14 protein-coding genes are annotated in these 23,390 nt (G+C 33.4%); 3 read left to right on the top strand and 11 right to left on the bottom strand.

Translation table 11 applies throughout. The features are described 5' to 3' along the window. The first annotated feature begins 19 nt into the window (after positions 1-19). The 3 genes from ASD98_RS12445 (at position 20) to ASD98_RS12455 (ending at position 2,296) form a co-directional block, all read left to right on the top strand. On the top strand, positions 20-745 hold the full coding sequence (locus ASD98_RS12445; protein ID WP_128414826.1) for a hypothetical protein: 726 nt from the start codon (positions 20-22) through the stop codon (positions 743-745). A gap of 86 nt (positions 746-831) precedes the next feature. Then, positions 832-1,557, top strand: coding sequence for a hypothetical protein (locus ASD98_RS12450; protein WP_128414827.1), 726 nt, complete (start codon positions 832-834; stop codon positions 1,555-1,557). A gap of 43 nt (positions 1,558-1,600) precedes the next feature. Then, positions 1,601-2,296 carry a hypothetical protein gene (locus tag ASD98_RS12455; protein WP_128414828.1) on the top strand — a complete coding sequence of 232 codons (696 nt, stop codon included), beginning with the start codon at positions 1,601-1,603 and terminating at the stop codon, positions 2,294-2,296. A gap of 3 nt (positions 2,297-2,299) precedes the next feature. Here ASD98_RS12455 and ASD98_RS12460 read toward each other — a convergent pair whose 3' ends face one another. The 11 genes from ASD98_RS12460 to ASD98_RS12510 form a co-directional block, all read right to left on the bottom strand. Continuing rightward, the gene (locus tag ASD98_RS12460) at positions 2,300-3,604 is read right to left on the bottom strand and encodes an ATP-binding protein (protein WP_056205108.1); all 1,305 of its coding nucleotides are present in this window, start codon (positions 3,602-3,604) and stop codon (positions 2,300-2,302) included. A gap of 102 nt (positions 3,605-3,706) precedes the next feature. Next, the gene (locus ASD98_RS12465; protein ID WP_056205111.1) at positions 3,707-4,360 is read right to left on the bottom strand and encodes a hypothetical protein; all 654 of its coding nucleotides are present in this window, start codon (positions 4,358-4,360) and stop codon (positions 3,707-3,709) included. Next, positions 4,357-8,457 (bottom strand): DUF4157 domain-containing protein, encoded by a 4,101-nt coding sequence (locus ASD98_RS12470; protein WP_242412106.1) that lies wholly within the window; start codon positions 8,455-8,457, stop codon positions 4,357-4,359. Before ASD98_RS12470 ends, ASD98_RS12465 begins: the two co-directional genes overlap by 4 nt. Positions 8,458-8,459: 2 nt before the next feature. Then, positions 8,460-9,776 carry a DUF4157 domain-containing protein gene (locus ASD98_RS24395; protein WP_242412107.1) on the bottom strand — a complete coding sequence of 439 codons (1,317 nt, stop codon included), beginning with the start codon at positions 9,774-9,776 and terminating at the stop codon, positions 8,460-8,462. Between the two features lie 41 nt (positions 9,777-9,817). Then, entirely contained in the window at positions 9,818-10,582 is a 765-nt protein-coding gene (locus ASD98_RS12480; protein WP_242412108.1) for a DUF6734 family protein, read from the bottom strand. A gap of 117 nt (positions 10,583-10,699) precedes the next feature. After that, entirely contained in the window at positions 10,700-11,527 is an 828-nt protein-coding gene (locus tag ASD98_RS12485; RefSeq protein ID WP_056205117.1) for a DUF6734 family protein, read from the bottom strand. Continuing rightward, the gene (locus ASD98_RS12490; protein WP_056205121.1) at positions 11,524-12,102 is read right to left on the bottom strand and encodes a hypothetical protein; all 579 of its coding nucleotides are present in this window, start codon (positions 12,100-12,102) and stop codon (positions 11,524-11,526) included. The genes ASD98_RS12485 and ASD98_RS12490 overlap by 4 nt, the downstream gene beginning before the upstream one ends. Before the next feature lie 11 nt (positions 12,103-12,113). Continuing rightward, complete coding sequence (locus ASD98_RS12495; RefSeq protein WP_056205124.1) at positions 12,114-13,832, bottom strand: contractile injection system tape measure protein; 1,719 nt, start codon at positions 13,830-13,832, stop codon at positions 12,114-12,116. Beyond that, complete coding sequence (locus ASD98_RS12500; RefSeq protein WP_056205127.1) at positions 13,816-17,265, bottom strand: hypothetical protein; 3,450 nt, start codon at positions 17,263-17,265, stop codon at positions 13,816-13,818. Before ASD98_RS12500 ends, ASD98_RS12495 begins: the two co-directional genes overlap by 17 nt. Before the next feature lie 11 nt (positions 17,266-17,276). Then, complete coding sequence (locus tag ASD98_RS12505) at positions 17,277-19,982, bottom strand: hypothetical protein (protein WP_056205130.1); 2,706 nt, start codon at positions 19,980-19,982, stop codon at positions 17,277-17,279. Beyond that, positions 19,970-23,380, bottom strand: coding sequence for a baseplate J/gp47 family protein (locus ASD98_RS12510; protein ID WP_056205134.1), 3,411 nt, complete (start codon positions 23,378-23,380; stop codon positions 19,970-19,972). Before ASD98_RS12510 ends, ASD98_RS12505 begins: the two co-directional genes overlap by 13 nt. Between the last annotated feature and the right edge of the window lie 10 nt (positions 23,381-23,390).

Genomic DNA, 23,390 nt, shown 5'->3' on the forward strand with positions numbered 1-23,390 from the left:
ATATTCAAAAATGAATGAAATGAAAAAAAGCATTTTGGTAATTCTATTGTTTACTTTATTGATATCTTGTCAAGAAAGTAAACTAGAGCTAAAATTGATAAACAAAGAAATTGTATCTAAAGGATTTTCTACAGACACAATTGAAGCTTTCTACAATCATGGTGTGTTTAATAGCGAAAATGAAAAGTATCTTTTTACAAATACTGTAAAACTTGAATTATCGAACCACACTAATAAAAAATATTTACTCTTTATTAAAGACTTGCATTTATCTAATTTATATCATGTAGATATAATTATTGAAGATGAAAAAGGAAATTTATTGGAGAAAAATGCCCCTTTGATTGATCCTTCATATAGCTGCAAAATGGGTAGTTTATTAGAACAAGATTTCTATATTCAGAATGAAAAAGAACTATTATTAAAAAAGATGGGTTATAATATAAAAAGCGAGTTTTTAAATTTTTATAATCAGGAAATAATTATCTCTCCTAAAGAAAATTATATTTTAAAAACATCTTTACCCCTTCCATTTGTGGTTGAAGATAAAGTTGAGAATTTAAGAAGTCCAATTTATTTTAAATTAAATCCTCAAAAAAAATATACATTTCGTTTAAAATACAAATTAAAATATGATATGGAAAAAATTATCCCAAAAGATATTTTGTCTAATTATAAAGAAAATAATATAGAAATTTTTAAAGGAGAAATAGAAACTCAAAGAATACCAATTGTTTTTAAATAATGTTTTAAGCCTATAATTTTAGGACAAGACAAACCTCAGCATTACTATTAAAATAGAATCATCCCAATAAATAATTTATTCCCCTTATGAAAATTACGCTCCAAATTTTAATAATCAGTATGCTGTTATTCTCTTGTAAAGAAAATAAAAAGGAGCTAAGTGAAAAATCAGATAAAAAAGAGATTGTAAGCAAAAAGAAAGAAGATTTAGTATCGGCTGGAGAAAAAGTAAATGACTTAATAGCGGATCTTACTATTAAATTTTCTGATTTAACGATTTCAATGAGAGACGATGATACAAGCTGGAGAGATGAATACAGCAAAACGGATAATATTTATGAAACCAGAAAAGATACAGCCGTTTTTTATCTTGATCCGGGTTACTCTCTTGAAAGATCATTTAAAATTGAACAAGCTGAGTTTGATGAAATAGAATTATATGGACAATTTGAAATAAACGTGGGAATTGATACTGAACGAGAACTTGATGTACCGTTTTGCCTTATAGAAGGTTGGAAGACCTACACTTCTGAATGGACTAAATTTAAAGTCAATAGAAACGATTTACAGCTCCCAATGATTGATGATAGAACAGACCGCCCAATAGATTTTACTATTGATGAACTTAAAATTGCAGTAGGGAAACATTGCGGACCTGAATGGTTAGATGAAATCCGGAATATTGAATCTCTTGATAAAATAAAAACCAGCTTTTTTACAGCAAGATACATTTATAAAATTAGAGCAAAGAATAGTAAAACAAACGAGATAGTTGAAAAATTCATTGTCTTTTATGCTCCTACAAGCTGTTAGAATTTAACACCACTATTAGATTCAGTTCTAAAAACATCTAAAAATGAAAAATCTTATTTTGATATTTATTGTTTTGCTTTTAATGAGCTGTAGAAATACGGTAGAAAATGTTTCTTTAAAAAAAGGTGGTAAAGATGAGGTTTCGGTAAAAGAACTTTCTCAAGCCCAAAGAGATACTTCTCTCAAAATAAGTGCGCCTTTTAGTCTTAATAATATAAAATGCAATTGGAAACAAATCGATTCTGTTTCTGGAGCCACAACAATAGAATTGAGAGACTATAAAACACAGCGTATTTTATTAAGCTACTCTGATTATTTTAAGTCCGGAAATGATTTTAATTCTGAAGATTATTTTAATGTACATTTTCAAGATTTAAATTTTGATGGTCTAAAGGATTTTTTGATCACAAGCAACGGAAGTACTGCCATGACAGATATGGTGAATATTTATTTGTTTAACGAAAAAACAAAATCATTTGAGTTTTCAGAAGATTTATCAGACAATGCAATCGAAGAAATAGATAAGGGTAATAGAATACTTTCGACAACTTCATCTACTTTAGATGGTGAAACTATAAAAAAGCATTATTTTAATAAAAACGGCACAATAAAATATTCTGAAATTATAACTAAATCAGACGTTAGTGAAAACGATTCGGTTGCACATTACAAAAATAGTTATGAAAAAATTGTCAATGGCAAAGTAGTTATGACAAAAGAATATACTACTATTGAATGATCACTACATCATTTTCCCTTCTTTAGCATATTCCTTTTTAATTCCCTGAAGCAAATGATTAAGGTTGATGCTTTTGTTTTGATCTTCTAAGGTTCTCAAACAGGCATATTGAATGATATTCACAATATTGGCGCCCGTAATATCGTATTTTTTTGAAAGCTCGTTAAGATTTACATCTTCTGCAATTTTAATTCCTTTTGGCAGGTTATTTTGCCACAATCTTAAACGCTCGCCGTAAGATGGCACTTCAAACTCAATTATAGATTGAAATCTTCGGGTAAAAGCGGTATCAATATTGGTTTTAAAATTAGAAGCGAGAATAACCAATCCCGGATGATTTTCGATTCGCTGCAGCAAATACGAAACTTCCTGATTAGCATATTTATCGTGTGCATCTCTCACATTGGTTCTTTTTCCGAAAACAGCATCGGCTTCATCAAAAAACAGAATCCAGTCTTTATCTGTTGCTTTGTCAAATAGAGAAGAAAGATTTTTTTCGGTTTCACCAATGTACTTTGAAATCACCATCGATAAATCAATTCTATAAACATCTCTTTGGGTATATTTTCCTAAAAGTGAAGCCGTAAGCGTTTTTCCCGTTCCCGGAGCGCCGTAAAACATGACTCTAAAACCGGGTTTTATCTTGGCTTTCATATTCCATTCATGAAGTAAAATATCGTTGAATTTAAGCCATGTTTCTATTTCTTTAATTTGATTTAAAGTAGAAGAATTCAAAACCAAATCGTCCCAGTCTAATTGGGTTTCGATTAACTGCGCAGGGAAAATACTGCTAAGCTGCGGTTTTAGAATTTTTCCGGTTATGAATTTCTCGATGTATTCATCTTCTAAAATCAATAAACCGCTCAGTTTGGGTTCGCCATTTGGAACAGCTTCTATTTTGATGATTCTTTTTTGATAAAGAAAAGACTGATTGTGCAGGTAATCATAAAATGAAATTCGGTTATCGAGATCATTTCCGGCAATTAAAAACTGAGCTGTTTCACCCGTTGGTAAAATTCCGCGATGGTTTTTGGTTTTTATTCCGCCAAATTCCGGTAATTCGCCGCCATTTGGTAAATATTCGGCAATAATCGAACTTAAAAAATCGGGTTTCACGTGCGGCGCAAGAGCGAGTCCTAACAAAAGAGTGTCGATTTCTGTCAGGTTATTTTCGATGATGAATTCGTTTATAAACCCATTTGAATCAACTTGATTCAATACAGGTTTTTCCATTGGGTTTTCGGCCTGAAAAAGAGTATCAAGCTGAAATACGAATTGGTTTTTTAGGTATGTGAATACATTTTCCATTTTATATTACTAATAATTCGATTGAAAATAAATCAAGTTTTGATATAGTTATAAATTAACATTAGCGAAAAGAAAGATCGGTACTTTTATTTTGTTAGCTTTTTAATCTAATTTAGCTAATTTGGTAAAACGCATTAAACTCTCCTTATCAATACTGCCATAATCATATTGATCTTTTTTAATTATTTCTTTTACTACTTCATATTCAATAGGATCAAGTTTAAATAGTTCATTTAAAAGTCTTGAAATAAAAATGGGCTCATTGTGATATTTAATAAATAATTCATTAAAAATAATTACAACATAATCTCTATATTTTGAACTCTGTAATGCAAATTCAACCAGCACCTTAAATATAACAACTTTAAAATCCCATTCAATTTTTGGGTTTTTTATAAATTTTTCTAAATCTGGAATTATATCAAACCCCATCAATACAAGGACTTTTGGCAATTCAGAACGAAAATCAAAAGCCTCTTCATTTTTTTCGTCAATTAATGCATCCAATAAAACAGGAACTGATCTTGTAATTTTTAATTGACCTAAAGCTCTCCATGCATGTCTTGAAGCAAAATCTTTTATAGTAAATCCTGAAATTGCATGGCTTAAATTTGAAGTTTTTACAATGTCGATTAGTTCGTTTGCATTTTTTTCTCGAATGTTCAATTCTTGAGCATAATTTGGCCAGTCTTTAGACAAATCTGTTTTTCCGAATTTGAATAATTTTTCTACTTCTTCTGAATATTTATTTTTCATCTTACATAATAGTTATTACCTTCTTTGATTATTACATCATCTATCAAATTATTGATTGCATCTCTTATTATTGCATCTGTTCTGGAAAGATCTCTGGCTATTTCTCTATATCCTGTATAACTTGTTTTTTTATAAACTTTTCCGCTTCTTCTAACTTGTCCTGGAATTTTATTATTTTTTAATAAATCTGTTACTAATTGCTCTGGCGGAGTAGCCGCAATACCTGTAATATTTGGAAAACTACCAGTTAAAGTTTGCGAATAGACTGAGTTAAGAGTAGTTCCATTTATTTCATCAATTTGGGCAGTTATAGATTGCGCAATATAAAAACCAAGTGCCAAAGTTAACTGTGCATTACTAGGAGATGGTAACGCAAAAATTGAATCATTTTTAGAATTTTGATAATAATTAACAGTCATAGAATATTTTAAAATTTTTGCTTTATTATCTTTTCCAAATTGCTCTGGACCATTATCCATATTTGTGTTTAAAGATTGTGTACCAAAAGCTAAATTTTCGTTAGTCGCTTTTCCATATAAAGCAGCAGATAAAACATGAATACCTTTAGTTTCAGATTGATTACCTGCATTTTTAGCTACAAAAGCATCTATAAAGCTATTTCCTGTCATTACACTTCTATTTACTCTGGATTCTCCGGCTCCACTATCAGGTTGTTTTTTTGTTAATGGATTTGCAACAACTGTTTTTGGTCTTCCTTTATCCATAATAGTAGGCATAATTACTGTTTTTGGTGTAACTTTTTTAGGAGTACTTTTTTTAGTCAATTGAACATAATTATAATCCCAGGTTTCTCCGCCATCAGTTACAGAAGAAATATTTATGACTGATGCCTGATCTGTATTAACTTTGTTTTTAATGGCTTGAGCTTCATCAGCGGTAACTTCTCCTTCATCATTTTCTTTTTCAGTTTCAGAATCAATTTCAGCTAAAGCTCCCGCAATTGGACCAGCTGGAGTTGCAGCTTCCGGTTCACCTCTTCCCATAAGTCTGTCTAGCATATTCATTCCCGTATCCACCGCTTTATTCACCAGCCATGTAAGCGCCTCATCAACCATTTGTTGTACAGAAATAATCATTTCGCCAATTCTTGCCCCAATTCCGGTTAAACCAACCTGATTGGCTAAGAAACCTATCACAACCGGCATAGCTTGTCCCATAGTTCTTTCGAGATAATCTGCGGCTGTGGCGACATTGCCTCGGGCTAAATCAGCTACTCCATTGACAAACGAATTGACAACTTCGAGCATTTCACGCAAGTATTTGATAAAACTTTGTATCGCATTGAAGAAAGCCATAGCACCGTTTATTACCGCCATGATTCCGGTTGGATCTAACATGCTTAAAAGTCTGGCGGTTATTCTATTCACAATGCGTTCCATAACAAAGTTTTTCACGGCATCGAGAACGGTATTCCATAAATTACTAAGCTGTTCTTGTATTTTATCCCAAATGGCAGCCATACCGCGTTCCTGAACATCTTTAATAAATGTCCAAATGCCTTCGAGCGTATTAATCATGCTGCGGATTCTGGCAACTCTTGCAGGCCCAATGCGAGGATGTGCAGCGAGTTTTTCCCAGATTTTTTCCATCGAGATATTCAATACTTCTAATACCCAGGTAATAACACCTTGCAAAGAGAAATCAGTAAGTACCGGAATATTGGCATCTTTTAACTCGCTCATCAGCCAGCCTGTTACACCATTTATTAAATGGGTTACAATATTGTCAAAGAATTGTATAAATCCTTGTTTAAGCGCTCTCAGTATATTTTTCAAGAAACCAATTGGATCTTTCTTGATATCATCAATAGCTTCTAATGCTCTTGTAATGATATTTCCGATGAGGTCAAATGGGAAATTCATGATTTCGAGAATGGCTACAATAACGATTCGGACAATTTCTGCTACAAACGCAATTAATCGTCCTATAGGTTCTCCAAATTTATCAATGATTCTCAAGAAAGCATCTATAGGATGGATGAGGTCATTGATGCTCATAGAATCCCAAATGTCGGTAAACAATTGTATTATAGATTGTGGCGTCATGTTGAGCGTCGCAACCGCGGCTTCAATTTCGCCTACAATTCTGGCTATTGCACCAGATTCAACCATTTGTGCATATTGTTCTTCTCCGCCATCCATGAGGCTCATAAAACCTCGTATTAGATTTGGAACTGTGCGAGGTACAGCTTCTTGTGTAAAAGGATCTTTTCCAATAATCACTTTAACAAGCGAATAACCTCTTACAGTTGCGGCTTGAGAAGACAGCCATCCTAATAATGACTCCTTAACAAGTTCTAATACTTTTAATGCTACACCTGATGCAAAATCCCAAACCCTTTGCAGGAATCCTCCAGCTTGGGCTGCAAGTGCTGAAAGATTATCAGCAATATTGACCAAATTTGCAGGTTGAATAGCATCCCAGGCTGCGGTTATGAGTCCGCGAAGCTCGCCTAATAGTGAATTGAAAGTTCCAACCTGAGTGTCAAGCCAGTCGGCAGTTTTTTGCAGCGTGCCTTTTTCACGCATTTGTTCAAGTTCTGTTTGCTTGTCTATAAGTATTAAGAAATCTTCTAATATTTCGACCGTTGTGGCATTGACAGCTTCATCGCGTAACGGATCGTATTTGATTATTTTTTTGATTAATGACCAGGCTTTATTTTCTGCCAGTATAGGTTCTGCTACACCAATCAAGGCTTCTTTTATCCAGGTAATAACCTGATCTACCGTTGCACTTACAAAAGAAGTTATTCTGTTAACTACTTCATTAAATTTTTCAGTAACTAAATCAATTATACCGGTATAAGGAAATGATATTTCGTCCCAAACCTCTTCAACTAAATCTAAAATACTGTCAATCGTTAATCCGATTTCGCTTAATTTTCCTTCTACCCAGTCAAAAACCTGCTGCAAAATTCCATATTCCTGAAGCTTGTCGAATATGGCAGTTCCAAAAGGAACAAGACCCATTAAGCCTTCAACCAGATTAATTGGAGTTCGTTCGACATCAATTTGTCGCAGCGGATCATAACCAATAATAACGGTAAAAAGAGTGTAACCCGGAACGTGTCGTGCCCCATCGATGATCCAGTCTGGAACTAAATCGAGGAACGAACCCTGAACCATTTCGGGAGCAGGGGATATAGGTTCCGGTTTTTTTCTAATAGCAGCTCCCTGCTGTACGGTATGTGTTAATTCGTGGGCGAGTAAATGCTTGCCATCTTTCGAATTTGGATTGTATTTTCCTTCGTTAAAATAAATATTATTTCCGGTTGCAAAAGCCTGGGCTCCCAATTGCTTATTCATTTGAACAGCATTAGAGTCATTGTGTATACGGACATTGCTGAAATCTGCTCCAATACCGGATTCCATTTCGGTTTTTACTTTTCCGGATAGTGGAGAACCTCCGCCTTTACTGCTGTTTAAGTTAGATTCTAAATTAGAATTATCGCTAGGATTGGCATCGCCAGCAGGACTCTTTTGTATTTGTTTATCCTCGTCTTTGGCTTGTTTCTCTTCTTCTTTTTTCTGTTGTACATTTTCTTCTTCTCCTTTATTTTGGATTAAAGGTTTGAGTGAAAGCGTGTTTCTTGAGGCAGTTTCTGTTTTTTTGACTTCTGCCTTATTCTGAATCGTCTCCTCTTTTTTCTGAACTTTATCTTCGAGTTTATGTTGAATTAACGTTTTTGAAGAAAAAGCCGGATTGATTTCTCTTTTTTCTGGTATTCTGGTATCGAGTTTATTTTGGATTGATTCACCTTTTAACTGTGTAATAGGCGTTATGGTTTCGGCTGCAGTTTTTTGCTGAATTTCTTTGTTTTGCTCTTCTTGCTTTTGAACATCACCCGCCAATTTCTTTTGCATTACTGGCGATGGCGAAAAGAAAGTATCTGTCTTGGCCGTTTGTTTATTGGCAACCACTTGGTCTGCAACTCTATCGGCTTCAGTCTCAAATTTATCGTTAGATTTTCCTATATTCAATTTTGCCTGTACCCCAAAAAAAGATTCCTTCCCCTTGTCATGATGTGACGCGGAGTGCGAAGGATTCGTATTTGTTTTTTTGGTTAAGACTGGCATCTCTAATTGGTTACATTAAAACTTCCCTTTAAATTTGGACTATTCTTAGGATTAATTATTTCGACCTCTACTTTAAAGAAGATACAGTCTTTAGATTTTACTGTAAATGATTGTGTTTCTGTTTTGCCAACATTATATCTTCTTGTAGTTTTATTTATTGTCCCTCCCTGTATAGCTGTTAATCGTATATGATAATGTTCTGCAGTATGTGGTTTAACCCAATTTGCATTTGAGGAAATTTTAAAATTGCCTTTTGAACAGAAAGTTGCCGAAGTCATAACAGAATTATCTATGTTAAAAGCGTAATCTTTTTGAGGTAATTGATATTCACCTGAGCAACAATTGCCACCGCCTTTTTGTTTTTGTTCTTGTAGCTTGTTGCTTAGAGCTACCGTAGTTTGCGGTCTGACAAGACTGTCAATTTTATTCAAATTATTTCCTGCCTGTAAATCCTTAGGATGGTTTTCTGTGGGTAATTTTTGTTTGGCTCCTGTTTGCTGTATCGTATGCGTGAGTTCATGCGCAAGTAAATGTTTACCTTCTTTGGAGTCTGGATTGTATTTTCCTTTATTGAAATAGACATCGTTACCATGTGTAAAAGCTTGTGCGCCCAACTGTTCACTCATTTCAACGGCTTTGCTGTCTGTGTGGATGTTTACATTGCTAAAATTGGCCCCAAAACCTGATTCCATTTCTTGCTTTGTGTTTTTGTCCATGGCACTGCCGCCACCTTTTGAGCTGTTGAGGTCACTTTCGACTCCTTCATTTACTGAGTTTGACTCATTTAATTTTGCCTGAACTGGTTTTTCTTCTTCTTTTTTATCTTTTTTCTGAACCTTTTTGTCTTCACCCTCGCAATCCGCACATTTTTTTTGTACCTTTTTGTCTTCCTCTTTTTCTCCCTTTTTCTGTACTTTTTTATCTTCTTCCTTATCGGATTTCTTTTGTACCTTTTTGTCTTCTTCTTTTTCTCCTTTTTTCTGTACCTTATTATCTTCTTCCTTATCGGATTTCTTTTGCACTTTTTTGTCTTCTTCTTTATCCTTTCCCTTTTTTTGCAGAGGCTTTTCTTGTGCCAGATCTTGTTTTTGAACCGTTGAAATGGTTTCTGAAATAGGTTTTTGCTGCACAGCTTCTTCACTTCTTGACTGCAAAAGCCCTCCCGTTTTACGTTTGTTCACTACTTTATCAGCAACATTATCTGCTTCAGTTTCATACTTGTCTCCTACAGTGCCAGTAGTTAGTTTTTTTTGAATTTTTGGTCCAAAAAAAGGAGAAGGAGAGGGGTTAGTTATTTTTTTTTGTTCAAATTCTCTCATGATATATTATTTTACCATTTTTAGGTTAATAATTTGTTTAACTAAACAAACTGCGGATTATTCGCGATAACATCTTCTTTCTCTAATGCGCTTTTTATTTGCGTATACCAATATGGAAATATTTTAGAGAGCCGAAGTTCAATTTCATCAACAACATATTTTTCATATTTTTTCATTCCAAAAAAATGAGAATACCCAATAGTATCGGCATATTTTCCTTGCTCTGTTATGTTTTCTCCTTTCAATAGTATTGTAGGATTATTGTTTTTATAGTTCAATAACGATGCAAGCGTATATTGTTCGATTAAAATACAAGTCTCATAACCTTCTTGTTTCAATACAGAAAAGTTGTTTTGGTTCTCAACGTATATTTTCTCCAAATCATAATAGCTTTTTATAAATTCATCGCGGAGCCTGAGATTATTAAAACCAAATATTCCACAATTATAGGAATAGCCTAAATTGGGATGCCAATAAGGTAAGTTATTGGTGTATTTATTAAAAAATTCTACCTGCTTCTTATAATGGATTTCATAAGTATCTTCTTTGCGTTCTACTATTACATCATCAAAACTAAAATCTATTTTTTTCTTAATAAATATGTCAGTGTCTATGTGAACAAATGGTTTTGTTTGTAGTTCCATAGCATTAATTTTAGATTTCATCCAAAGTTCTATTCTGTTGTCATTATTCACTTTGGTAACAGCACAAGGAAGCATATATAGGAACTTAAAGCCTATTTCATCTACATAAAGCTCAATTTCATCATACCACATATGACTATATAATACGCTTAGAGCAGTCATGTAGATCGTTTCCTTTAGTTTGTCTCCCATATTCCATCTATTATTCATAATAGGAAGTACATCAAGGCTATAAATGATCTTGTGTCTTTGTTTCATATATAGATATTTATAGTTTTTTTAAACGATACCTTCTTTCTCTAAGGCATTCTTTACCTCTTTGTACCAATACGGAAACAGTTTTAAAAGCCTGTTTTCTATTTCCAGAACAATGTCGCTCCTGTATTTTTTTGAACCTGCAATGTGCGTATAGCCAATGTTATCTGCCAGCTGGCTGTTTTCGAACAGGTTTTTTTTCCACAGCAATAATGTTGGTTTAATATTTTTATGATGTAATAATGAAGCAAGATTATATTGTTCTAAAACCAGACAGGGTTCCATTTTTTCTATTGCCGGATTACAATTTTTTGTAAAAATTTCCTCTAAGCCATAATAAGCGCTTAAAAACTGATCCCGAAGTTCAAAGTCTCTAAAACCGAGCACTCCGCAGTTAAATGCATATCCTAAATCCGGGTTCCAATAGTCTAAATCCTGAATATATTGATTAAAAAAATCTAAACGATATTGGTAAATAGTGTACAACTCATAATCATTTTGTTCAACCATTACCCTGTCAAAATCAAAATTTATTTTTTTCTTTATAAAGACATCATTATCAAGGTGCACAAAAGGTTTGACTTGTTTTTTTATAACATCAATTTTCGATTTCATCCAAATAACAGCGTCTTTATTACTACTAATTTTAGTAACTCTGCAAGGCAGCATATAAAGAAATTTATAAGCTGTTTCATCAGCATAAAGCTCGATATCCTGATACCATAAATGGCTATATAATATACTTAATGCGGTCGAATAAATTGTTTCTTTAAATTTATTCCCTTGATTCCATCGGTTATTACTAATAGGAAATGCATCTAAGCTGTAAATTATTCTAGGCTCTTCCTTCATAAAATATTTTTTTTGATAGTATGAATTAAGTTTTTCTCTTCCAGGAAAGTTACATTGTTATACAAAGAAGCTTTTTTGCTGTGTTTATATAATCGTTTCCATTGATAATTGCTGCCTCTTACTTTTGAGGTGTTTAGATGTATTTCATTATTATGATTTTTTTTACTGAATTCAAATGAGACATGCCAGACCATTTTGCCTAACAAAGACGACTGTGTATAAGTTAAATTAGAAAAATCACTTGGAAAGCTGTCTATGTTAATTGAACCTTCCCCAGCGTTGAATATATTTACTAATGCTTCCCCATTTTTTGTTTTATAGAATTGAGAACTATATCTTCTTGTTGCCAATTTGTTTGTCATGGGCTTTAAATCCAGTTCATTTTCAAAAAGGAAATCTATATCATTAATTGTAATGTCATAATATTCACGAAGATTAAGATAGTCTGCAATACCTCCGCAAAAGACTATTTTAGAGAGATTTACATTGTTAAATACAAATTCTAAAGCCATTTGCTGAAGACTGCGAATATTTTTTTTATCGTATTCTAAAAAAGAGGCATTTTCAATATTCATACTTTTAATTTTTACCAGTTAACATATATGATTCGTTTTTTCCAGGCCAATTTTATGATGCTCAAATTCCAGCTTAATTTGTCTAATAAAATATCTTGTGTTTTTTTTTCTATAATTATTGTGGGAGTTTCGTCTCCATTAATACTCAGTTTTCCGGGGCGTTGCAAAAATTCGTTTTGCAGCAATTCTGCCGATGATGTTTTCATTATATCCCAATTGCTCAATACCGCTTGCAGCATTGCCGCACCTTCTTTTTTCATTTCTTCAGAGAGTACAATGTTTCTTTCAATAGGTTGGGCTATTGGAATATTGCATAAGAATTTTTCGAAGGCCATAGCATTCTCATAATCCTGTTCTTTTCCTGTGGCTATATAATGCAAAAGGTGCGTGGCAACTTCGGGATTATTTATAGTATTGTCTTTATTGAGCAGCTTGCAATTGTCAAAAAGGGATTTCAAAAAGGGATGAATCAATACTAAACCTGCATTGTCAAGATATAATTCGCTGATATCTGTACCTAATATCTCATGTTCTTTCTCAAAAAAAGACTCTTTTTTATCTATTACTTCTTCGTGATTATCTGGAGTTTTTTCTTTTGAGTTATTGGATAAAGATTCGATATTTTCATCGTCGCTGTGAACATTCGCTTCTTTGTTTTTTAACAAAATCAAATCTGGATTTGGCGCTGTCTTTTCATTATTTTCCTGAATTTTTTCTGTTTTTATTTTTGTTTCATTTTCTATTTCTGTATCCGTTTTTATCGCTGCTTGGGGTTTTGCGACAGTTTCTATTCCTGTTTCTTTTTCTTTTAAAATAACTTTGCCTAGTTTTTTTTCGATAACCAAAACAATAGCATCAAGATTAGCCAGCAATTCCAGTTCGTTTTGGTTCTCTATCTGATTTTCAATTTCCTTTAGAAAAAGTGCTTTGTGTTCCAAAAAGCTGTTTTTTTTATGAAATTCAAATACACTGTAAATCAATCTGGAAAGTTTTTGTTTTACAATTGCGGTTTTTGTTTCCAAAATGCTTAAAACAACTATTTCCCATGTCAAAAATCTTTGATTCGGAATTAATTGATTTTTTGCAGTACTGTTTTCAAGGTGTTTTTTTATGGCGCTAATCCTGATTATTTTGGCACTGCTGTCACCACTATTTTTTTTAAACAATATTCCCTTTTTAATGATTGTTACAATTTGGCCGTCACTAAATTGTTTAATGAACCTTGTTCTCACAATTGGTTTTTGGACAGCATTTGCCCATTTAAAAGGAAAGGTTTCATCATTTAATACTTCACCAAATGTAGTATCATCGACTATTTTAAAATCAGGATTTAAGGTTGTCCACCAGGCATTTGTACCTGTTTCCAGAAAATAAAAAAAGCTTTCTATTTCTTTTTCTTGTGGTTTGATGAGCTTATAGCCTTCAATATTTGCATCTTCTTTTTCAAAAACTTCTTCAACTTGTTTTATGATTTTGTTTAAAATTTGCTCTTTAAAATCTTCAAAACCCAAATTTTGATTGATGGCAATATCAAGGTTAAGCTTTTCTAATTGTATGCTGTGGGAAGGATTTTTTGTATCCAATTCATTAAAGTAATTTTCTAAAAACGAGAATATTTCCTTTTGTAAAAACGCATCAATATTGTCCTTGAGATAATACCCTTTTTCTTTAGAATTGGTATTTATCTCAAGGAAAACTTTATTGATAATATGTTTATTTGAATTTAACACTAGCTGTAAGGTCTTCTATTTGTATATTTAAATTGGACAGTATAAAATCGATTTTCGGAAACACGGTTAGCATACTTGACAAAAACTCTTTCAACGATCCGTCTTTATCTGTATTGAATTTTATTTCTACGAAACTTTTAAATAAATTATTAAAAAGTAATGCTGCCGGGATAATTTGTTTTTCAGATGCCTTAAGCGTTTCTGGATCCTGACATCTCAAAATAGTGTAATACAATGAAGTATTTAGCGATATAAGTGTTTGTACCGCAGCAATCTGATTTGCATTTTGTGCTCTAATGGCAGCGGCAACAACTGTAGATATAGAATTGAAATATTCCTGTGTAAATAATTCAGATATTCTAGCATTTGACTTACCGTTGATGTAACTCACAAGGTTTTTGTTAACGTCAGCAAATCTGCTTTCAGTTTCAGAAATAAAGGTAATAGTCTCCTTATTGAATTTATTTAAAATGGAAATTTCTTTTAAATTAGAAGTGGTGTTAATTGAATCTCTTACAAATAGGTCTGCATTGTCAAGACATGTATTTACTTCCACTTTTCTAATCTCAATTGGTCTTGGGCCATCGGTTATTGGGCCGCATTTACTTTCGGCAGTTAATGAAACTAAAATAGAAGGTTCATTAAATGAAGAAATTGGTCTTGTTATTGGATCTTTTTTATCTGTTTTTACTATTTCTTTATTAATATCCCAAGTATAACTATCGGCATTTTGGGAATTGTTGGTTAAGGTTAGCATTCCCGTTGGATCTATAACGAATGTAAAATTGGCAGTAGCCAGATCTAAAAGTGTAATGATAAGATTAGATGGTTTGCCGTCGATCAAAATGGTTACGCTTGTTACACCCAAAGGAACGCCAGCCGGATTAAACTGAACTCCTCCTTTTGTTGTTACAACTCCTTCTCCGGAAATTACTGCCCCTTTTATATTTGGTTCAAGGGTAAGAATCACCGGTTTATCGTTTCTGCAAAAGGATATTTTATTTACTAATTTGCCATCTATTAGTACTTTTGGGTCTTCAATTTCAAAGCTCACAGGATGAGTGGTTTGAAAACCGCAGTTGCCATTGTTTGCATTAAGAGTAACATAAAATGTGAATTTTTTTTGTGATTCACTATTGTACTTGTAGATGTGTTTTATTTCTGTTTTTTCATCTGTAACCGGATCGGTTTTGTCTCCAAAATTCCAGGTATATTTATTACCGGCAAGATTATCTCCGGTTACGGTAAAAGTAACTTCGGTTTCGCTAATTCCTGATGGTTTTAGAGGAACTGCGACAAAATCGAATATTGGTTTTTCAAAAATGGTTATCGCGCATTTAGTATCAAAATTATTAACCGTAAATGTTATGGTTTGACCTATTAATTCTTTGCTGACTAAATTTGGATCAAAAACAAGTATTCCATATTCATTTACTGTTACGCCTCCGTTTTGATCAGGTCGAACATTGGCTTTTATAAAACCTCCCGCTGGAGATACTTTAAAAGGCAGCGGCTGTGTTTTGCTGTCAAAACAAATTTTATCTACCGGTAAAGTAAGGCCTATATTGTTTTCATCACAGCATAAATAAGGCAGTGAAAAATCAGCAACAATTGGGTTTAAAATTGGAATGCCCTCCGTAAATTTTTCAAAATCACCGGTTAATGATGGTCTGCGGGTGTTGTAATAGTAATAGTAAGGTACTTTTTCTTCCAGATATATCATTATAAATGTACCTCCGGGAGCTACGCCTGCTTTATGCTCGTAACCATGGTTTTTGTTGAGGTAATATTCGGTGAATTTCTGGATGGTTTTGTCCAGTTCATTAGCATTTACTGCCAGAATCATTATATTAAATCCAAGTCCGTTTTCTAATCTGATTTCTTGAATAGCTTTTAGCGCTTCTTTGTAATTGCGTCCCTGATGTCCTTCAATTCTATAAAAATCACTGTCAAGATGAATTTCGAGCGGTTTTTTAGTATTCAATAAATCGTCATGGAAACTAACATTGTTTTTTTGTAATCCTAAGATGCTTTTATCAAAATCCCAGGCGTTAATAAGCGAATCGTTTACATTATTGTAAAACGGAATGGCTTTTTTACCCAATTTGCCCATTTGCAAAGAGGGTGTAATTTTTATAACATCATATAAAGGATTGTAGTTTTCTAATAATTGTGCACTTCTCAGAATAAGACTGTACATTCTTTGTCTGGCTGTGTCTTCGCCGTAGCATATTTTTATTTCATCTGCTGTTTCTTCTTTTTTCTTTTTTTCTGAATCTTTACTAATAACCTCATCATCTGCAAGGCAGTCATTACAAGTACTAAGGCTTTTTCCTGTAAGCAAAGGCGATTTGTAAAAAGCATGGCGGAATTCAAAACAAGGCTCTGTTTTTATTAGTTCGCCCAGCATTAAGTGTTTTGGAAAAGCATTAATATCTGGAGAACAATAACTATCGTCTATAGTAAGCAGCAGTGCTCTGGTTTCGTTGTAAGTATCAACAAGATCATTAAGCAGATCATATAGGTATTGAAAATCCTGAGGAATTACAGGGTCTCCTTCAAAATTAAATAGTTCGGTTATCTTTTTTTGAACAGCATCTGAAATGATTGGCATATTTAAACCTGTCAGAAGTTTATTGTAGCCCTCCTGCAAATTCTTAACAACATCGTTTTTAAAAATTCCTTTGGTAAAAGTTTGTTTTATGGCATCAAGATGAACAAAATCTTCTTTTTTTAGTACAATTCTGTTTGATTTTAAGTCCGGTAAATTATGGTATAAATTAGAATAATTGATTTTGCCACTCATGCTGTCATAGGTCATTATTTGTGTGGCTACGTCTTTGCTGACAATTAAAACTTTAAAATTGCCCACAATTTCTAATCCCTGATTGTCACAAGAAAGACTTACGCAAAGGTCAGATTCTTTTTCATACGACTCCAGATACAAAAGAATTACGGCTTCTTTAAACTCGAATTTTGTATTTGTGGTAAATTCTGCTAAAGAAAAATAAGGGTCTTTTTCTTTTTTTTGCTGTTCTTCTGTTAAGAGTTCAAAAAGAGGCAATTGCTTGTTTGACCCATCATAAAAAAAAGGTTTGTAAGCCGCTTTTGTATTATCATAAATTTTGCAGTGCGTATAGGTTTTGGAGTCAAAATCGATTTTTTTGTTTCCCAATACATCTGCCTGATATAATTTAAAAAGATCACCATCAGTAGTAATACCAGTTCCTTGTGTTATTGAAATGGCTTGTTGATCCGCATTATAAGCAGTATAAAATCCGCAAACTATACCAACGCCACTCAGATAAATGCGGGACAGGCGATCCTGATCGTCAAAAAAATCTACTACCTCATTAAGGTTTCCTTCTGTAAGTACCTGATTCTTTGTGAATCTTCGGTATTGTGTTGTTATTGTTGAAAGTTTTGCTGACATGGGAATAGTTTTTATAGTGATCCTAAATTCGTTTTTCCTAATATAATTTTATCTGACAATCGCTCGTTTTCATCGCTGCAGTCAAACAGTCGTCCTGTTGGGTAAACATTGTCCAGAACGGTTAGCGCCTTAATAAAGCTGATTAATTGGGGTTCCGGCTGTTCTTGATTCAAATCAGTTTTGGCGAATAAATAGTCTTTATATGTTTTTTCAAATTGAACAAGCTGGTTTTCTGCTGGGTCTTTTACATCCTTTTCCCTATATCCAATCCAGCATATTTTTGCCAGAACGTGAGCCGGTAATTCTTCCTTAATTATTTTTTCTATATAATTTCTAAAATCGGTATTGGCAAACCGCAATGTATATCCCGGCAGCACTACACTCACACGGTAGGAGTAGGGATCTATTGGTTCGCAATTATCGCACTCATCGGCGCAGATAGGCATGAAAGTATCAGGATTTACTGTTGTTAGATTTACATCCGGACGAAGCATCATGTGTTCTATCAAAAACATTCCTTCTTCGGTAAAATCTTCTTTCATGAATTGAATCAATTCCAGAATCGATTTTTCTAAATCTGGTAAATTATTATAGTATTCAAATCGGCGGGCGATAATACGGTTTGGATTTTTCTTGTCTTTAATGGCTGGATTTATAATGTCGTAGGAATATTTTCCAGCATCTGACTGCTGTATTAAAATATTGTCGACAATGGATAAATCTTTTATTGTGCCGTTTTTAAAAGCCTCTTTTATTTTATATTCCCGGGTCTGAATAATTTGCAATACGGCAAAATAAAGCTCCTTATTTGCAGCAGAAGTATCGAAGTATTCTGCAGTTGAAGAAAGTACAATATCACCATGAGTGTCTACAATACGCCATCTATAGACAGATTGATTGTCTGTATCAATAAAATTGTACATTTCGACAAACGAATTAGAAAGATTCCTGCGGCTGTAATCTTTAATACCAATGAGTCTCGAAATCCTTTTTTCGGCTCCTGAAACATTATTGGTATTCCATAAATTGGCAATGGGCTGTTTGTAATAATCAAAAGCATTGCCGCGCTCTTTGCTTACTACTTTATAATCTTTCAAAAAGTTTTCTTTGTCGCGCAATACTACTTGGTCTGTTGTGTTTCCATAAATGGTTTTGTTAACAAATACATATTCCGAAAAATTTTCGGCAAAACGTGACAAGAGGTGATCTAAAATTTTATTTCTTCGTTCGATATTATTGTCCTGCTGGTCAAAAAGCAGTGCTGTAATAGTTTCATCGTCGTAATTTTTTTCATATCCGTTTACAATGTCATCAACTCCTTCAATGTCTTTAACAACTTGAGTAAAAAGTGTTCGGGACAAATTACCGCTTACAGAAAGCAATTCGTTTACCTTGCCTAATTGTTTAAAATAACTTCCTAATATCTGATCAAAAAATAAAAGATATCCTTTTAATTGTTTTGCTTTAGATTTACGTTCAACAGATGATCTGGAAGGAAGTCCCACTTCGCCAATACCATAGGTTTCAGGAAAATCATTTTGTATGGTTGTATAAAAATCGGTGTTCAGATATTCGCCATTTGGGATATCTAATTCTTTATCCTGACTGGCGTTTGTTGTAGCTTTATCTTTTTCGGCTTTTATGGCGTCTGAATAAATTTTTACCTGAGCCTGATTGATATTGAGCGGCAATAATCCTTTGTTGTAATTGAAAACACTTTTGGCACAAACAACAGGTTTTTGGTAAGGTGAAAGGCAGATAAGCCATTTGTTTTCCAAATCATCACCTCCACAATTTCCTAAAGAAATATCTTTAATAAGCAGCACATCGGGTACAGACATTATTATTCTCATGATATCTGAGAGGCGTACTTCGTTTCTCAAATCGGCCGTAAGCAATTCTTTTGTATCAATAAAACCATTCTCTAAACTTGGACCATCAAAAATTTCCAAAGTTGAATATCCTTTGTCAATCATTTGTTTTAGAGAATAAAAATTAACTGTTGTAGATAAGTAACTTTCCAGAGCGTCAATCACATTTGCATGAACCAGTTCTTCATCGGCTTCCGTATCTACTTCAATATCTGCACATATTTTGATAGGGTAGTCTACCACTTTTTTTATCTCAACAAGATCTTCACATAGGTTTCTGTTTGCATGATACTGCTTTCTTATTTTTTCTTTAACAGCTTCTATTTCTGAAGGTTTTGAGCTTTCAAAATCTACATAAAGATCATATAAACCATTGAGCTCAAAAGATTTTCTTAAATTATCTGGCAGGTTTTCATAATCCTTAATATCATAAGAAAGTTTATCTTTTTTGCAGTCCACATACAATGTTTTTTTATGTTTTGCGAGCCAGCAGTTTCTAACTCCTTTTATGTCTATAAAAAGTTTTCTATAATCATTTTGCGTAACTGGACTTGATGACAATACTTCTGAGGCTTTAAAAAACTGTTTTGGAATGCCTTTATTAATGTCATTAGATTCCAGTATATTTTCTATAGGGAGATTGAGTCTCATCCCAAGATCAGAAATGGCGTAGCAAAGCATCTCCAGCATCGTAATTCCTGGATCGTGCTCGTTAAAATCAGTCCAAAATTTACTGCCAAAAGACTCTATGTATTCAATTCCTTTTTTTCTCAAATAAAAGAAATCCAAATCGTCCTCGGTTGCTGATTTTTTAGGAATGGTGATATGTTGATTTAGTACTGACATTTTTCAGGTTCTTCTGGGGTTGGAGTTGGTATTTTGCAAGTTTCTATAGTGGTACTGATAATATGGTTTTTAACAGAGACTAAAATGTTTTTTGGACTTGATGGGGACAGTGTGTTTAAAAAGTCTAAAAGATGTACATTGGCCTCGTTATTTTCCGTATCTTCTAATGTATCAGGGTGTTCCTTATCTGTTTTTTTATCGATATATATCGCCATCTCAAGCTTAGATAAAAAATCGACATAATATAAATTTTCGATATATTCTATAACAATGCTTCGCTGCAGTTCAACCCCGAATATGATTTGTTTAGAGGTGTCAAATGCCCAAGGAGATAAAAATTTTATAAGATCTTCATTGAGCTGTTTTTTATAGAAATTCTCATCGTATTGGGGATAAAACTTGATATTCAATTTTATTATAACTTTTTCATAATCAGGATTAATGACTTTTGCAGACACTAGCATTGAGTTTTTAGAATTAATAAAACCTTCTATACTGTTCAATGTGGCTGTACTCACTCTTGGTTCATAAATATCGAATACATTTTTGTCCACAATATCCGGAATTACTACCAGCGTTACTTTTCCCGGGGATAAAAACGAGGTACTTGTACCCGAAATAAAAGTATGGTTAAGGCATTTTACTCTAAAAACATTTGGAAATTCCTGTAAAATAAGATGCTCATAATCCCAAAGTGTTATAGCCCTGTTTTTGTGTCGCAAGCGTTCACTTACACGCAGATAATAGGAGGGATCAGACTCCAATGGTTTTCCATCAAATGAATTAAAGGGCTGTTCAATACTTTTAATCTGAGGAACTCTGGTAATTAATTTAGATATAGTTTTGGCAGGTAATGTGCTGTCTAGATGCGCTAAATTGTTGTTGTTATCAAAAAATTGGGCAGTAACAACCTGAGTTTTCACATCGATAACTTTGCAAACGGCATCATAGTCTTTGTGCATTTTTGCTTTTATCCAAATTGTATCGGCTGGAAACAGTGTATTGTCATTAGATGCCTGTTTTGGAATGCTAAATTTTACGATACCCGATTTTAAAAAGTTATCGATGCCATTTGCCAAAATATCCTTATCAAGATTTTTCCAATAATTGTCGCATAATATGTACCATGATACTTTTTCTTTTCCTGTAAAAGTGGAAACGCTGATATTTTCGCTTCCTTCTAATATTTGAAATAATAATGAAATTTGCTGCATTGTTTCGGCATCCTGAAGTCCTACATAAAATTCGCCTCCATTGCAATAATCCGGAACCAGACAATTGGTAGTTGGCGTTCCAGTATCTAAAATCTCTTTAGCGATAGCTTGTTGTTTCAAATAAGAATGCTCTTCGCGCTGACCAAAAGGAGCTTCATGAAACAATTTTATTCGGTTAGACTCGTAGTCAGAAGCATCAAAATCAGTAGTTTCCTCAGCAGAATAATTCAGACTTATACTTTCTACAACCGGTGTGTAAGGTTCATTTGGAATAGGCGTTGATGGAGTTGTAGCCACATTCATTATGGCCAAAGTATATACTTTTGGAAATAACGAATGTAAAAACGATTGATTTAATGTCAATCGTATAGGACCGCTTTTGTCAATCGCATAGGTGCTCCCTTTTACATTGATATTAGATTCATATACTTTATCACCATCAGGATCATCAAATAAATTGATAGTTTTATTTTGTTCATCCCAAACTTCTTTGTTTAAAACAGATAATGTTGCTTTAAAATAGTCCTTTGTAACAATTGGATCGTTTGGGTTTATTGTAAGTGAATCGTTAGTTTCTGCAGCAATTTTTGGTTTTGAATCGGTTTTTTTTGCAATTCCATCTTCAGGTTGGTTGGCATGCATTTTGGCGTCACTGCTATCTTTGATGAAAATGGCATCAAGAAAAATTTGTTTACTTATTGTTTCAAGAAAACTTTTTTTATAGGCAGCATAATGGGTTTCGAATGATAATGGAGTGTTTTTCCACTTGATGTTAATATCTGCCTCTGTCCATTTTTTAGAAAAGATTTCGGGATAGTTTATTATAAAGGAACTGTTTTTTTCAGGTTGAGGTGTAAAAGGGTAAAAGGGTTTTGCAGCATTAAGTAAACCGTTATCACTCTCTAATAAAAGAGATTTTACATCCTTAACTTCAACTTTTGTGGTAATGCTGCTGATTGCTTTTGTGACTAAAGCTCTAAAAAGAGTATGGCCATTTTTATTTTGGGTATCGATTAATTTATTTTGCGTATTGATTAAAAATCGAATTACAGGAAGTTCTGTAGAGAAAAATTCGCCTAAAACTTTCTGGTCGTAGTTAACAATTGCCGGATCATCTTTTGGTATCTGAAAAACCAATTTTAATTGTTTGCCGCCAATGCTGGAAGATTCATTTCCAGTCTTAAAAGCGACGCTTTTGCTAAGTTTAAAATTTCCAATCCATCCTTTTTTGCCACTATACAGAATGCTGATGTTTGCCAGAAGATCGTCTGGAGTAAAGGGAATTTTAAAAGTTAAGTCATCAACAAAAGTAATAGTGACAGCGATATTTCTATCGCCTTCTTTAAGATTAAATAATTCTGAAGCTATTGCAAAACCTAATTTGGCATCGTCTAATTTCGGGTACTTTTTTTCATTGGATGTATATCCAAAAGGAAACCAATAGGGAGTGTCTTCTTTTAGCGGTTCTCCTTTTCCGTCAAGGGAATTTGCAATTTCGCTGTATTTTATTTCACCCAGATCAATATCATTATACACACTTTTTAGGTATGCTATATTGGCTTTATTGGCAATAAATTCTTCTGTGGTTTTGTATATTAATTTTTTGCCATCGGGATCTTTTCCTGCATCCAGTTCTGTATTTACGGCGATTTTTTCTTCGGCGATTTTTTTTGCCAGCTCAAAAATGATACTCACCTTATCTGCTTTTGCAGGAAGTTTTTCTATTTGCAGGATGTCTTTATAAAAAAAGTCTAAATGCTTTTTTGTTATAAGATTAAGTTTGTTTTGGGATAATTCCAATAATTTCAGGAAACACACAAACAATGTCATGTGAGGAGTAAGGTCTTGATTGATATTGGCAGTCGATAATGTTTTGGTAATGTTTTCTTTTAAAGCAGCATATTCTTTATCTGTTCTTTTTGGGATGCCATCATCCGGAAGATTATCTTTTGAAAAGCCGAAATAGTTAAAAAATTCCTGCCAGTTGCCTTCTGGGGTTTTATCGTTATTCGTGTCGAAAAAATTGACTTGTTTTGCAAAATTATAAGCAAAGAGCAGCCAGTCTTCAATAGTAAAATCATGAAGCTTCAAGTTGCCCGGCTCTAGTGCGTCACTAAAGCGTTCTTCCTGATTGACTCCATTTCTTTTAAAAATAACATTGTCTATTTGGCTGTTGGTACTCATAGCTTATAAA

The sequence above is a fragment of the Flavobacterium sp. Root186 genome, from assembly GCF_001428525.1.
Lineage (GTDB): Bacteria > Bacteroidota > Bacteroidia > Flavobacteriales > Flavobacteriaceae > Flavobacterium.